The organism is Streptosporangium sp. NPDC006930, from assembly GCF_040635605.1.
Taxonomy (GTDB): Bacteria; Actinomycetota; Actinomycetes; order Streptosporangiales; family Streptosporangiaceae; genus Streptosporangium.
The window spans coordinates 35662-49605 of sequence record NZ_JBEYID010000008.1 but is presented as its reverse complement, the minus strand read 5'-3'; the positions used below and the strand labels follow the sequence as shown (position 1 = coordinate 49605).

Below are 13944 nucleotides of genomic sequence, written 5' to 3'. Positions count from 1 at the left end.
GACCGAGGAGCGACCTCACCTCGACGCGCCAACGTCTTCAACGTTAGGGACTACCCGTGAGGCCGCGCCGGCGACTGGACCGAGGAGAGGGAGGTCGCGAGGAACGAGCGATCTTCCTCGACGAGGGAAGGAGCCGGGTAAGAGCGGCCTCACCGCGACGCGTTAGCGTCGCCATGTAACAGCCGAACCGCGACGCGCAGCGTCGCCGTGTAGCCCAATCGTGCTGACTTGACTACTCTCGGTTACATGGCAGAGGTGAGGTCGGTCGTCGATCAGGACGACCTGTTGAGTCAGCGGGTCAGGGAGCAGTGGAGCAGCCAGCTGGGCCGGCGGCTCGACATCCTGATCGCCGGGTGCGGATGGCCTGAGCCGCTCGATCTCGCGCAGACGGAGTCCAGGGTCATCGGAATCGACGAGGACCTGCCCGTGTTGCGCACGAGCACGTCCGCGCGCAAGGACCTGGACTCCTGGGCGCTGGGCGACCTGCGCTCCGTGCCGGTGCCCCCGCGGGCGTTCGACGTCGTCTACGTACCGTTCCTGTTGGAGCGGATCGAGCACGCCGAGCTGGTGCTCGACCGGCTGCTCACCGGGTTGCGGCCCGGGGGGCTGCTGCTGGTGAGGATGCGCGACCGGGCTTCGGCGTACGGGGCGTGCGACCGGCTCACGCCGGCGGGACTGCGGCGCTGGCTGTGGCGCAGGTTCGTCCCCGCCGGGACCGTGGGCCCGCTGCCCGCCGTCTACGAGCAGATCGCCTCGCGCGAGGGGATGCACTCCTTCTGTCTCGTGCGTGGGCTGATGGTGACCGAGGACATCTCCACCGCCAGTGGTCCCGCGCTCCGCGGACCTCTCGGTAAGCTTGCCCGCGCCACCTGCTCGGTGGTGGAGGCCCTCTCCAGGGGGAGCCGGCCCGCGTCTCACGACGAGATAACTTTGGTGATCCGCAAGCCCCAGAGTCACTTCGCCCGGTTGATCTGAGATCCACCGGACCGAGGCACCTGGGATTCACCGGGCGGCCGGCTCCTGGATTCGCCGGACGGGGCCGTCCATCATGAGCGGGCGGAGCAGGAAAGTTCCGACGACCGCGATGGTGGAGCAGATGACGGCGCCTTTCGAGTGGACCCCAGACGCCCGTGAGCTGGCCGACCTTGAGCTGCTGCTCTCCGGCGCCTTCAGGCCGCTGGAGGGCTTCCTGAGCTCGGCCGACGCGCACGCCGTGGACGAGCACGGCACGCTCGCCGACGGCACCCGGTGGCCCGCGCCGGTCACCCTCACCCTTCCCGACGACCACCCGGCCGCCCCCGGCGACCGGATCACCCTGCGCGACCCCGAGGGCGCGGCGCTCGCCGTGCTCACCGTCACCGAGCGTGAGGACGGCTTCGTCGCCGGGCCTGTCGAGGCGCTGGACGCCCCCGAGCACGGGCCGTTCGCCCGGCTCCGCCTCACCCCGGCGCGGGTGCGCGAGCAGCTGAACGGGCAGGAGTCGGTCCTCGCCGTCACCATGCGCGGGCCGCTCGGCGACCTCGGCGAGATCACGGCGACCGCGCGGGAGCTGGAGGCGTCGATCCTGCTGCTCCCGCTCGCGTACGGCGAGGGCGGGCCGGCGGTGGTCCGCGCCGCGCTCAAGGCCCGCGATGGGCTGCCCGAGGGCACGCTCGTCGCGGTGGTCCCGCTCGCGCCCAGGGAGCCCGCCATCGACCTGGAGCTGCGCGAACGCGTGGCCGAGGCCTACGGCGCGACCGAGCACCTGGCGGGTCCCGAGCCTGTGACGCTTCCCGGCCCCCCGCATCGCCGGGGGCTGGTGGTCTTCTTCACCGGCCTGTCCGGTTCCGGCAAGTCGACCGTCGCCCGAGGGCTGCGTGACGCGCTGCTGGAGCGCGGCAGCCGCACGGTGACCTACCTCGACGGCGATGTGGTCCGTCACCTGCTCTCCGCGGGGCTCACCTTCTCCAAGGAGGATCGCGACCTCAACATCCGCCGCATCGGTTTCGTCGCCGCCGAGGCCGCCAGGCACGGCGGTCTGGCGATCTGCGCGCCCATCGCGCCGTATGCCGCCACCCGCGAGGAGGTACGGGAGATGGTCGAGGCCGTCGGCGCCGACTTCCTGCTCGTCCACGTCTCCACCCCCCTGGAGGAGTGCGAGCGCCGCGACCGCAAGGGCCTTTACGCCAAGGCCCGCGCGGGGATCATCCCCGAGTTCACCGGCGTCTCCGACCCGTACGAGGAGCCGGACGACGCCGACCTGGAGATCGACACCACCGGTATCAGCGTGGACCGGGCGGTGCACCAGGTGCTCGACCCGTTGATCCAGGGCGGCTGGATCCGCTGATCCCGACCTGGCTCCCAGGTCATCAGCGGGCGGGGACGACGGCGTCGAGGCGCGGGTCGCGGGCGAGCTCGCCGAAGGCCCTCCGGCCGCCGGGCGTGGTGTCGAAGCGGGTGTCGCCCCGGGGGGCGCGCGGCGAGTCGAAGTAGATCAGAGCCTTGATCCGCGGGTATTCGCCGATCTCCCCGCGTACCGAGTCGAAGAACGACTCCTTGAACCCCGGCCGGTCATGACGCTCGAAGACGCCCCACTCGGCGAGCATGACGGGCTTGTCGGGGAAGCGTTCCCCCATCCAGCGGTAGAACCCGGACCACCGGGGGAACTCGGGGCGGGTCTTGTTCACCAGCCCGTCGAAACTGTGGACCCTGTGGTCGACGTAGGGATCCATCGCCACCCAGTCGACCACGTCGTCACCGGGATAGAGCTTCTCGAACCAGGGTTTCGACGCCCAGTTGGGTGCTCCCATGTAGGTCATCACCGTGACCGCGTTGGTCACGCCCCCCTGCCGCAGGCGCTTCACCACGTGGCGGAACATCGCGGCGTAGTCGGCCGCCGTCATTCCTCTGCCGTGGGCCTCCCGCACGTCGTTCTCCGGCTCGTGGTGGACGGTGAGGAAGAACCGCTCGGGGAAGGTCCTCACGATGTGGGCGGCCAGCCGGTCGATCCGCTCGTCCAGCGCCCCACGGGCGATCTGCCCCCAGGTGTGGTCGAGGGACGGCTTCCAGTTGATCAGCAGGAGCCTGCGGCCGGCCGGGTCGCGGGCGATGGCGCGTTCCGCGGGGGTCGGGAAGAGCTCGTCGCCCCGGTGGTAGGCGTGCATGATGTCGGCCGGCCGGCCCATGCGCCTCTCGGCCCTCTCCATGGCCCGCTTCTGCGGCCGTCCCGTGAAGATCTCGGGTGCGATCCCCCACCAGGCGCCGCAGGAGGGCACGAGCTTGGCGCTGACCTCGCAGGCGGCCCGGGAGCCCCGGGAGCGCTGCCCCGCACGGGCTCCCGGGCCGCCGACGGCGCCCGCCGCGTCACGGGCCTCCCCCGTGTCGGCGGTACCCGGGGCGTCCGCGGCGTTCGAGGTCCTGCCGCCTCCGCTCAGCCCGGCGATTCCCAGTGCGAGGGTGCCCAGCCCCAGCGCCAGCACGAGGCCGGAACCGGCGATTCTTACCACTCGCGGAATTACGTCTATAGGAGCATTTGTCTGATGCACCGTTTCCTCACAGCCGTCGCGCGTACGCATTCGTGGGCCGTCCTCGACCGTCACGGGGGAACACCTTCCCATCGCCCGGACGTGCCTCGTCCCTGACTTTGCCGGTCCGTGCCACAGCTCCCTCGCGGACAATAGGAAATATCGGATAAACCGCTGTTATCTCCCTGTGATTGGCGCGGCCAACGCAAAGAAAATCTTGCGTATCGGTTCGGGGAAACGGAAAGCCGACCTATAGTTCCAAGGGTTCCCAGCGTCTGTTCGCCGGAGAGGCACCAGCGACACATGAGCCCGTCACCGGACGCCCCCGTCCGCCGCGGAGGCGAGGATCTGGCGGACTACGCGTCGCTTCTCCGCCGCCGGTGGCTGATCGTTCTCTCCCTGTTCCTCACCGGAGCCGGTGGCGGCATCGCCCTGATGTGGCTCACCCCGCCCTCCTACACCGCCTCCGGGCAGGTCCTGGTGACCGCGACCGGAGCGCAGGAACAGACCAACCAGGTCACCAGCCGCCAGCGCGAACCGCTCAACCTCGACACCGAGGCCCAGGTGGCCAGGTCCGCGGTGGTCGAGGCGAAGGCGAGGCGGCTGTTCGACGGCCTCTCCTGCCCCGCCGAGGTCTCGGTGCCGCCCAACACCTCGGTCCTGGAGATCTCCTGCAGCGCCGCCGACCCGGCGACCGCGGCCTCGGGAGCGAGCGCCTACGCCCTCGCCTACCTCGCCCAGCGCCGCGAGTCCTCCGCTCAGACGCTCGCGGCCCAGACCAAGGCCGTGCTGGTCAAGCTGAGGCAGACCAACGCGGGTCTCACCAGGGTCGCCACCGAGCTTCCCGGCCTCGGCAGGGGAACCACCGAGCGGACCCTCGCCCTCCAGCGGCAGAACGTCCTCGCCCGGCAGGTTCACAGCCTCACCTCCAAATACGACGCGCTCAAGACCGTCGCCGTCACCCCCGGTTCCGTGATCAGCCAGGCGACGGCACCGGCCGAACCCACCACCCCCCGCCCTCCCCTCTACCTGGGCAGCGGCCTCATGGCGGGGCTGATCTGCGGGGTCGGGGCCGCCTGGCTCCGCGACCGCCTCGACACCGCCCGGCGGACCCCCGCCGACGTCGGCCGCCTCACCGGTCTCGACACCCTCGACGGCGTCCAGGCGCACGGTCCGGCGGGCGCGGTGCTCGTGGTCGCGACATCCGGCACCTCCTCACGCGAGGTCAAGCACGCCGTACGGGCGCTGAACGATCGCGGGATCCCCGTGGTCGGCACGTTCGTCATCGGCGACGATCTCCCCTCGCTCCCCGCCGGGCGGGGCTCTCACGCGGCGCGCGATCCACAGGGGCCCTACGTGTCGCAGGGACCGACATCGCAGAGGGCGTACGTCCCGCAGGTCGCGTCCACACCGCGGGCCGGAGGAAAGCGGAGCCGCGAGGGCGCCCAGAGAAGAGCCGACCGGCCTCTGGCCGGCCTGGCGGGAGGTCCCGCGATCCCCGAACCGATCGGTGAGAGCCCGAAGGCACCCGCCGGGCAGGGAGCGTACGGAGGATCACCCCGCGTGCCGGAGGCACCGCTCGTCCCCTGGGCGAACGGAGACAGAGCACGCGCGGCGAACGCGGGAGCGGAGACACCGCCCAGAACGTACGGCGGGGCGGTCGGAAGACCTGAGGCGGTGCTCGCTCCCGAGGCCGACGGGAACGTTCCAAACGCCGGGCAGGCGGCCGGCGGCCGGAGGGGGCGCAGGCTGTGAGGGGTCCGCGTCCGGCCGTCTGGCCGATCGCCTCCCTTTTGGTGGGATATCCCATCTGGTGGGCGCTCGGTTTCGGAGGCCTGTCGGTGATCGTGGTGGCCCCGGCGATGGCGCTGATCCTGTGGCGGAGACGGCCGATCAGGGCGCCGCGCGGTTTCGGGCTCTGGCTGCTGCTCCTCGCGGGTTACCTGATCAGCGCGCTCATGCTCGCCGAGATGCCTCCGGGCACCTACGGCGAGTTCGGCGCCGGGCGGCTCATCGGCTATCTGATGCGCCTGTTCCTGTACGTCTCGCTGCTGGTCATGGTGCTCTATCTGGGCAACCTGACGGAGGAGGAGCTGCCGCAGCTCACCCTCGTGCGGATGCTCGGCGCGTTGTTCCTCACGACCGTCGCGGGCGGCCTGCTGGGCGTGTTCGCCCCGCGCGTGGAGTTCACCTCACCGGTCGAGATGGTCCTCCCCGACTGGATCAGCGGCAACCCCTTCGTCCACAACCTGATCCACCCCACCGCCGCCCAGATGCAGAGGGTCCTCGGCCACGCCTCGCCGCGCCCCGAGGCGCCGTTCGAGTGGGCCAACGCCTGGGGGGGCAACCTCTCGGTGCTGCTCGTCTGGTTCGTGGTCGGCTGGTGGGTGTACGGCGGGCCGCGCAGGCGCCTCGCCGTCGTCCCTCTCGTCGCGCTCGCCGCGATCCCCGTCGTCTACTCGCTCAACCGGGGGCTGTGGATCGGGCTCGGCGTCGCCGCCGCGTACGTCCTGCTGCGGCTGGGTACGCGGGCCCGCATCGCGACCTGCACGGCCCTGACCGCGGGGGCCCTGGTGTTCGCCCTCAGCCCCCTGCACGCGATGGTGGCTCAGCGGCTCGACAACCCGCACAGCAACGGCATCCGCGCCTTCACCGTCTCGGCGACCCTCGCCGCCGCGAGCACCGCGCCGCTCATCGGGTACGGCAACACCCGCAACGCCACGGGCAACCACCGGACGATCACCACCGGCAAGAGCGGCTGGTGCCCCACCTGCGGCCATCCGCCCCTGGGCGGGGACGGCCAGCTCTGGCACCTGATGATCACGCAGGGTTTCACCGGGGCCGCGCTCTACGTGGCGTTCTTCGCCGGGGCCGTCCGCCGCCACTGGCGTGACCGGAGCCCGATCGGCATGGCGGGGGTCCTCGTGATGATCCTCACCCTCCTCTACATGTTCGTCTACGACGGGCTGGTCACACCGCTCAGCCTGTACCTCGTCTCGTTCGCACTGCTCTGGAGAAACTCGATGGCGAGCACGGCCTCATGAACGACGCCCGCGCCCGTCTGCGCTACCTGGACCAGACCCTCGACCTGCTGTTCCCCGGCCCCGGCGACCCGAGCCCCTACACCCTGCTCCCCCACCGGCTGCTCCCCCGCAGGTTGGTCCCCCGCGCCTGGTGGCACCCCGGCGGGAGGGTCACGGTGGCCTCGGGCCGGGACGGCATCGAGAGCCACCTGAGCGAGGTGTTCGGCACCGCCGTCCGTGTCACGCTGCGGGTGCGCCCGGCCCGCCGGGCCAACCGCAAGCCGATCCTGGAGGCGCGCGCCGCCGACGGGCCGATCGCCTTCGTGAAGATCGGCGACACCGACCTGACCCGGGAGCTCGTCTCCCACGAGGCGCGGACTCTCGGCCTGCTCGCCGGCGTGCCGCTCAAGACCGTCGTCCCGCCCGCCGTGCTGCACCACGGATCCTGGCGCGGCCTGTCCGTGCTGGCGCTCACCCCGCTTCCCGTACGACGAGGGCGGATACCGGGTGACATCCTCATCGACGCGATCGACGAGATCGCCCGCATCCCCGGGGGCGACGTCCCAGATCGCGCCCCCGCCGCTTCAGGCCCGGCTTCGGGAGGTCCGCTTCCCGGGAAAACCGCCGGCGCGGCCCGGCCCTCCCTCGGCAACCCCGTCGCAGGAGCCCCGGCTTCGGGAGGCCCGCTTCCCGGAAAACCCGCCCGTGCCGGCCAAGCCCTCCTCGGCGCCCCTGCCGGAGGAAACCCGGCTCCTGAAAGCGGAGGGCTCGAAGAGCGGCCGTTCTGCTGGCACGGTGACCTGACGCCGTGGAACATCTCGCGCGGCCCCGACGGACGGTTGCTGGTCTGGGACTGGGAACGGTTCGGCACCGGGGTCCCGCTGGGCTTCGACGCCGTCCACCACTTCTTCCAGCGGGCCCTGCGCCGCGCCGATCCGGCCACCGCGGCGAGGGCCTGCGTGGCTCGGTCCCTGCGAATCCTGGCCCCGTTCGGGCTCTCGGCCGCCGAGTCCCGGCTCACCGCGCTCCGCTACCTGATCGCCCTCGCCGACCGCCACGCCGCCGACGGCCACGCGCCCCTCGGACCACCGGAGCTCTGGCTCACCCCCCTCGCCGACTCCCAGGAGACCCTGCTGTGAAGGCTGTAAAGGTTGTGAGACCCGCGCTGAAGCGTTCGGTCCACACGGCCTCGTGGGCGATAGGGCGCCTCACCTCCCGCAGCCGGATGCTGCCCTCCTTCCTCATCGTCGGGGCACAGCGCTGCGGCACCACCTCGCTATACCGCGTCCTGTCCCAGCACCCGCTCATCCTGAAGCCCGTCCTGCGCAAGGGCGTTCACTACTTCGACATGGCCTACGACCGGGACCTGTCCTGGTATCGGGCGCACTTCCCGCTGCGGGTGTCGGCCTCCCGGCCGGCCCGCAGGTACGGCTTCCCCGCCCAGGCCTTCGAGTCGTCGCCCTACTACCTGTTCCACCCGCTGGCCGGTCCCAGGATCGCCCGCGACCTGCCGGGTGCCAAGCTGATCGTGCTGGTCCGCGACCCCGTCGAGCGGGCCTTCTCCGCGCACGCCCACGAGCTGGCGAGGGGCTTCGAGACGGAGCGCTCCTTCGCCAGGGCCGTGAGGCTGGAGGAGGAGCGGCTCGCCGGGGCGGAGGAGCGGCTGCGCGCCTCGCCGTACTCGACGAACCTCGCCCACCGTCACCACGCCTATCTCGCGAGGGGCCGATACGCCGAGCAACTCGCCCGGCTGGAGCCACTGGTCGGCCGCGACCGGCTGCTCGTCATCGACAGCGGCCGGTTCTTCGCCGAACCCGATCTCGCCTACGACCGCGTGCTGGCGTTCCTCGGGCTGCCGCACCTCGGTGACCCGGTGTTCGAACGGCACAACGGCCGGGCCAGGCCAGGTCCCATGCCCCGCAAGCTCCGTCGCGAATTGAGGGCCCACTTCGAGGAGCAGGACACCCTGCTGACCTCGTGGCTGGGCGCGGAGCCCTCGTGGCGCCGCTGATCCCCACCCGCCTGGCGGGCCTGACCGGGGCCGCGCGGGGCGGGGTGGCGGGGCTCGCGGGAGCGGGGGCGGGGGCCGTCGCGCAGTTCCTCACGGTCGTGCTGGTCACCAGGGGGGTGGAGCAGGAGGCGGCCGGTCTCTTCTTCTCGGCGACCGCCCTGTGCCTCACGGTCGCCACGGTCCTGCGGCTGGACGCGGGGAACGGGCTGGTCTACTTCATCGCCAGGTCCCGGTCCTTCGACCACCGCCACACCTCCGGCTACGTCCGCGCGGCACTCGTCCCGGTCGCGGCGCTCTCGCTGGCGACCGGCGCGGCGGTCGTCCTCACCGTCTCCGACCCGGCGCTGCGGGTGCTCGCGGTCGCCCTGCCCGCGGTGACGTGCTCGGGCGTCGTGGTGAGCGCGACCCGCGGGTTCGGCTCGATGCGGCCGACCGTGCTGCTGGACGGGGTGCTGCAGCCGGTGTCCCAGTCGCTCCTGGTCGGGGCGGTGGTGCTCGCGGGCCACGACTCCGTGCCCTTGCTCGCCGCGGCCTGGGCGCTGCCGTACCTGCCGGTCCTGCTGCTCGCCTCGATCTGGCTGCGGCGGCGGCTGCCCGGGACGCCCCGGCTGCCGGGTGCCGCGCACGACCTGTGGCGTCACACCTGGCCACGGTCGCTGGCTGCCGGGATCCAGGCGGTGTTCCAGCGGCTGGACGTCGTGATCGTGGCGCTGCTCGCCGGGCCGTCCGAGGCCGCCGTCTACACCGCCGCCACCCGTTTCAGGATCGTGGGTCAGCTGGCCGGTCAGGGGCTCGCGCAGGCCACGCAGCCGAGGCTGGTTCGGGCCCTCGCCGAGGGCGACCTTCCGCGCGCCAGGGAGCTGTACCAGTCGGCCACCCTCTGGCTGGTCCTGCTCACCTGGCCGGTCTGGCTGGGGTACGCCGCGCTCGCGCCGTGGCTGCTCGGCGCCGTCTTCGGTGACGGCTACACCGGCGGCGCGCCGGTGGCGTTCGTGCTGGCCGCGACGATGATGCTCGCCACGGCGTGCGGTATGGCCGACGTGGTGCTGACCTCCGCCGGGCACACCGGCTCCAGCCTGGCCGACCTGGTCGCCGCCGTCGCGACGGTGGTGGCGCTGGACCTGTTGCTCATCCCGTCGCTGGGCTCGCTCGGTGCCGCCCTCGGCTGGGCGGGGGGCACGGTGGTCAAGAACCTGCTGCCGCTCTGGCACATCCACCGCCTGTACGGCCTGCGGCCCTTCGGTACCCACAGCCTGGCCGCCCTGACCACCCGGCGGACGGCATGACCCCCCTTCCTTCCCCGCCTCCCCCCACGGCCCCGAACGCGGGATGGACACCGTGACACCCGTGCTGGTCACCGGGCTGCCCAGGACCGGGACGAGCTGGACCGGCAGGATGCTCGCGGCGAGCGGGAAGCTGGTCTACGTCAACGAGCCGCTCAACCCCGAGCACCCGCCGGGCCACTCCCCCGGTGTCCTCGACGCCGTGGTCGGCCACCGCTTCCAGTACATCTGCCCGGACAACGAGCGGGCCTGGCTGCCCGCCTTCACCCGTACGGTCGCGCTGCGCTACGGGTTCCTCGCCGAACTGCGCCGCAACCGGTCACCGTACGACCTGGCGAGGATGGTCCGGTACGGCACCGCGTTCACGCTGGGGCGGCTGGGCGGGCGCCGGGCGCTGCTGGACGACCCGTTCGCGCTGTTCTCCGCCGGGTGGTTCGCCGAGCGGCTCGACTGCCGGGTGATCATTCTGCTGCGCGATCCGGTGGCGTTCGTCGGTAGCTGGCAGCGGCTCGGCTGGACGGTCTACTTTCACGAGTTGCTCGAACAGCCGCTGCTGATGCGCGACCAGCCCCACCTGGAGGCGTTGCGCCCGCTGGTCGGCTCCCAGGACCGTCTCGCCAAGGCCGTGGCCCTGTGGCGGGCGGCCGGGATCACCGCCGCCGACCTGGCAGAACGACACCCGGGGATCATGCTCGCCCGCTACGAGGACCTGGCCCGCGAGCCCCTGGCGGGCTTTCGCCGCCTGTACGAGTGGGCAGGTCTGACCTGGACGGCCCGCGCCGACGCCCGTGTCCGCCGCGCGTGCACGGGCGCGGCGGACACGGGCGTCGGTGGCTTCGCCTGGAGCGGCCTGTCCCGCACGGCCTACCGGCCGATGGACTCGCGCCGCGCACTCGCCGAGGCCGACGCCCGGCTGAGCCCGAAGGAGGCCCTCCGGGTCAGGAGACTGGTCTCGGCGGAACACTGAGGTCCGCGCGGGAAACACCGCGGCCCCACGGCTTCGAGGGAAGACGGCTTCAGGAGAAGAGGCCGCGTACGAGGGAGACCGTGAGAAGCCGAAGCGCGTACGGCAGGTCGTCGACCAGATAGCGGCGGGCGAGCCTGCCCGGCTCCCGCGTCAGCCGGAAGACCCACTCCAGGCCGACGCGGCGCATCCACGCCGGTGCCCGCCGCACGGTGCCCGCGGTGAAGGCGATCGCCGAGCCGCAGCCGACGAACCAGGTGCCCGGCAGGTCACGGCGGAGCGAGGCGATGAGGCGCTCCTGTCGGGGGAAGCCGAGCCCGACGAAGACCAGCCGGGGTGCGGCGGCGATCACGTCGTCGCGCACCCGGGCGTAGCTCTCCGGATCGTCCTCGAACCCGTAGGGCGGGGCGCCGACCCCGGCTATCACCAGCTCCGGATGGCGGCCCACCAGCTCGCGGGCCGCCTGCGCGGCCGTGCCCCGGGGACCGCCCAGGAGATACACGGGGTGGCGGTAGAAGGCGGCGGCCTCCGACAGGGACCAGATCAGGTCGGCGCCGGTGACCCGCCCGGGAAGAGGAGTGCCGAGCAGTCTCGCCGCCCACACCAGCGGCATGCCGTCCGCCACCGCGAGATCGGCGCGCTCGACGAGTCGGCGGGCCCGGGGATCACGGGCGACGGTCCGGCTGATGTCGACGTTCGGGGTGACGAGGTGGCCGCCCTCTCCGCGTTTCAGAGCCGCGATCACGTGCTCGACCACCTCGCCCTCGGTCATCGGGTCGATCGCGACCCCCGCCACGCGCACGCGCCTGCGCAGACGCCTGCGGGTGGCCTTGTCCGGTCGGGGCCTCCGGCGGGAGACGGCCGGGGAAGCCTCCCGCCCGGTGACCGGCGTCCCGGCCTGCCCTGCGACGGCGGGCAGGCCGGGCGCCGAGTCGTGACCGGTGGTCGCGGACCGGTGGTCGGTGCGGAGCGGGGAGGGAGACACCGTCGGGCGCTCGACGGTCTTCACCGTCAGGAACGGGGCGAACGGTGAGTCGCGGCGCTCGGCGGCCTGGCTCGTCGCGGGTGGAACGATCAGGGCTCCGTGGCGGAGGGCGACCCGCGGATGCCGGGTGATGGGCGCCATCAGATGCCGTGTCCCCGGTGGTGCAGGACGCTGAGCAGGGTCCGCGCGGGGATCAGGCCCGTCGCCACCGCGAGCGCGATGGGCGCCCGGGGCTCGCCGTGGCGGGCGGTGAAGGCCCGCCAGGCCCAGCGGCCCGCCTCCCTGCGCTGGCCGAGGGCCGCGTGGTGGAAGGCGAGCTGACCGTAGACCCGCGCCGCGCCGCGCGGATCCACGGCCAGATCAGGGTGCCGGGCGAGCATCCACTGCAGCCCGGCGATCCGGTCGGCCCAGCGGGCCACGTACGAGGAACCACCCCAGCGCACCCGGACCAGGGGCCGGTCGACGTGCACGATGGGGTGCTGGGCCGCGGCGCGCAGCGCCAGGTCCCAGTCCTCGTTCTGTCCCCTGGGGGCGCTCTCGTCCGCCCAGAGGCCGCCGCGCCGGAACAGGAATGTCGAGGAGTGCACCATCACCATCCGCGAGCGCACCAGGTGGCGGTAGGTGACGCGACTGGTCCCGGCCAGCCGGGCGATGCGGCGCGATCCGTACTCGACCTCGATGGCACAGCTGGAGAAACGCGCCTTCGGCTCCGCCTCCAGCGCGGCGACCTGGGCCTCGATCTTTCCGGGCAGCCACTGGTCGTCGTCGTCGCAGAAGGCGACCAGGTCGGTGCCGAGCGCCGCGATGCCGGTGTTGCGGGCGCCGGGCAGGCCGGGGGTGAGCCGGTTGGCCATCACCCGCACGCCGCGCGAGGACGGCCCGTGCCGGCCGGGTGTCACCGCCCGGCTGGCGAGGAGGTCGGCCACCTGGTCGGCGACCCAGGCGGGATCGCCACCGTCCACGACGACGACGACCTCGACGGGGCCGGGATGGTCCTGGCCGAGCACGGCGAGCGTGGCCGCGCGCAGCTGGTCGGGCCGGTGTCCCCGGGTGGGGATGACGACACCCACCGATGCGTTCACGCGATTCTCCCGTAATAGCCATATTTGATCATGAGGGGCCAGGTCAGCGCGGTGACCAGGCGCGACTGCCGGGACGACGCGACGTCACGCCAGCCGTCGTCCCTGGTCAGCTCCGTGCGGCCGACCGCGAAGCGCACCGGGTTGCCCGAGGCCGTGTGCGCCGTCGAGAGCTCCGCCCACCTGCCCGAGAGGAAGTCGAGACGGCAGGGGAGCCCGATCCTGGCGACCACCCGCCTGAGCGTGTCGGCGGGGGTGTCGAGCAGGTCCTCGTAGCGGACCCGGGTGACCGGGACGCCCCTGCGGGCGAGGAGTTCGAGGCCGAGGTTCTCGCTCAGCCAGTGCAGCGAGGTGCGGGAGGGCGACCAGTGGGTCATCGGGCGCCCGTCCTCCGGACGGGCGACCCTCCTTCGCCAGGAGTGGGCGACCGCTCGGGGGTCGCGGACCATGTGGACGACCTGGACGTCGACACCGGCCGCCGCGAGGCAGAAGGCGAGCGAGGCGTGCTTGCTGGAGTCGATCACGACCGGGCAGTCGGCGACCTCGCCCGCCGCGTCGTACAGGTCACGGTGGATCGCGACGTACTCGTCCAGCTCCGCGGTGCCGGGCGTCGGCCATCGGCCGGTGCCCGTCTGCTCCTCGGCGAGGAGCCTCGCCAGCGTGGGGATGCGCCGGGTGCGGTCGACGCGGGACCTGAGCGCGATCATCCGGTGGGCGAGGCCCTCTGACCAGCCGCCGAACGCGCGCTCGCCGACCTTCTCCCAGAAGGGGCACGATCCGAAGGGCTCGCCGCACCCGCAGGCCTCGTCCGCGAGCGCGCTCCTCGCCCAGAGGTGGACGACCTCGCCGAGCGGGACGATGCCGGGGATCTCCCCCAGCAGGCGCTCCAGCAGTGTGGTCCCGCTACGGCCGAGGCCGCCCAGGAATACCACCCGAGCAGGTGACGGACTATCAGACACAGGCACGAATCCTTACCCGACGGATACGGAACGTGTCGAGGCTAGCGCGGAGCGTAACAGAGGGGTCGGAGAACGGACAAAGGATCTACCCAACGGGTGTGACGCCGCCCGTCCCCTGAATCTCCTCCACCGAACGG

12 protein-coding genes are annotated in these 13944 nt (G+C 72.5%); 8 read left to right on the top strand and 4 right to left on the bottom strand.

Going from position 1 to position 13944, the window contains the following annotated elements:
- Window positions 1-246 precede the first annotated feature (246 nt).
- Both ABZ664_RS16120 and cysC read left to right on the top strand, forming a co-directional pair.
- Window positions 247-975 (top strand): methyltransferase domain-containing protein, encoded by a 729-nt coding sequence (locus ABZ664_RS16120; protein WP_362509389.1) that lies wholly within the window; start codon window positions 247-249, stop codon window positions 973-975.
- 121 nt (window positions 976-1096) lie between these two features.
- A complete protein-coding gene (gene cysC / locus ABZ664_RS16115; RefSeq protein WP_362509386.1) occupies window positions 1097-2326 on the top strand; it encodes an adenylyl-sulfate kinase in 1230 nt (409 codons plus the stop codon).
- A 22-nt stretch (window positions 2327-2348) separates the two neighbouring features.
- Here the strand turns inward: cysC and ABZ664_RS16110 are convergent, their stop codons facing one another.
- Window positions 2349-3485, bottom strand: coding sequence for a hypothetical protein (locus ABZ664_RS16110; protein ID WP_362509383.1), 1137 nt, complete (start codon window positions 3483-3485; stop codon window positions 2349-2351).
- Between the two features lie 321 nt (window positions 3486-3806).
- Here ABZ664_RS16110 and ABZ664_RS16105 point away from each other — a divergent pair, with 321 nt between their 5' ends.
- From ABZ664_RS16105 to ABZ664_RS16080, 6 genes are read left to right on the top strand one after another with little or no spacing between them, the layout of a single operon-like run.
- Window positions 3807-5258: a Wzz/FepE/Etk N-terminal domain-containing protein gene (locus tag ABZ664_RS16105; RefSeq protein ID WP_362509380.1), complete on the top strand. Its 1452-nt coding sequence runs from the start codon at window positions 3807-3809 to the stop codon at window positions 5256-5258.
- Between the two features lie 41 nt (window positions 5259-5299).
- Window positions 5300-6547, top strand: coding sequence for a hypothetical protein (locus ABZ664_RS16100; protein WP_362509377.1), 1248 nt, complete (start codon window positions 5300-5302; stop codon window positions 6545-6547).
- Window positions 6544-7665, top strand: a complete 1122-nt coding sequence (locus ABZ664_RS16095; RefSeq protein WP_362509374.1) for a hypothetical protein — start codon at window positions 6544-6546, stop codon at window positions 7663-7665. The genes ABZ664_RS16100 and ABZ664_RS16095 overlap by 4 nt, the downstream gene beginning before the upstream one ends.
- Entirely contained in the window at window positions 7662-8537 is an 876-nt protein-coding gene (locus ABZ664_RS16090; protein ID WP_362509371.1) for a sulfotransferase, read from the top strand. Before ABZ664_RS16095 ends, ABZ664_RS16090 begins: the two co-directional genes overlap by 4 nt.
- Window positions 8525-9823 carry a lipopolysaccharide biosynthesis protein gene (locus tag ABZ664_RS16085; protein ID WP_362509368.1) on the top strand — a complete coding sequence of 433 codons (1299 nt, stop codon included), beginning with the start codon at window positions 8525-8527 and terminating at the stop codon, window positions 9821-9823. Before ABZ664_RS16090 ends, ABZ664_RS16085 begins: the two co-directional genes overlap by 13 nt.
- Window positions 9824-9875: 52 nt before the next feature.
- Complete coding sequence (locus ABZ664_RS16080; protein WP_362509365.1) at window positions 9876-10787, top strand: sulfotransferase; 912 nt, start codon at window positions 9876-9878, stop codon at window positions 10785-10787.
- Between the two features lie 49 nt (window positions 10788-10836).
- On the opposite strand, the gene ABZ664_RS16075 is transcribed toward ABZ664_RS16080, so the two are convergent.
- The 3 genes from ABZ664_RS16075 to ABZ664_RS16065 are packed head-to-tail and all read right to left on the bottom strand — an operon-like array spanning window position 10837 to window position 13807.
- Window positions 10837-11910 carry a WecB/TagA/CpsF family glycosyltransferase gene (locus ABZ664_RS16075; protein WP_362509362.1) on the bottom strand — a complete coding sequence of 358 codons (1074 nt, stop codon included), beginning with the start codon at window positions 11908-11910 and terminating at the stop codon, window positions 10837-10839.
- Complete coding sequence (locus ABZ664_RS16070; RefSeq protein WP_362509359.1) at window positions 11910-12851, bottom strand: glycosyltransferase; 942 nt, start codon at window positions 12849-12851, stop codon at window positions 11910-11912. The genes ABZ664_RS16075 and ABZ664_RS16070 overlap by 1 nt, the downstream gene beginning before the upstream one ends.
- The gene (locus ABZ664_RS16065; RefSeq protein ID WP_362509356.1) at window positions 12848-13807 is read right to left on the bottom strand and encodes a sulfotransferase; all 960 of its coding nucleotides are present in this window, start codon (window positions 13805-13807) and stop codon (window positions 12848-12850) included. Before ABZ664_RS16065 ends, ABZ664_RS16070 begins: the two co-directional genes overlap by 4 nt.
- Window positions 13808-13944: the final 137 nt, after the last annotated feature.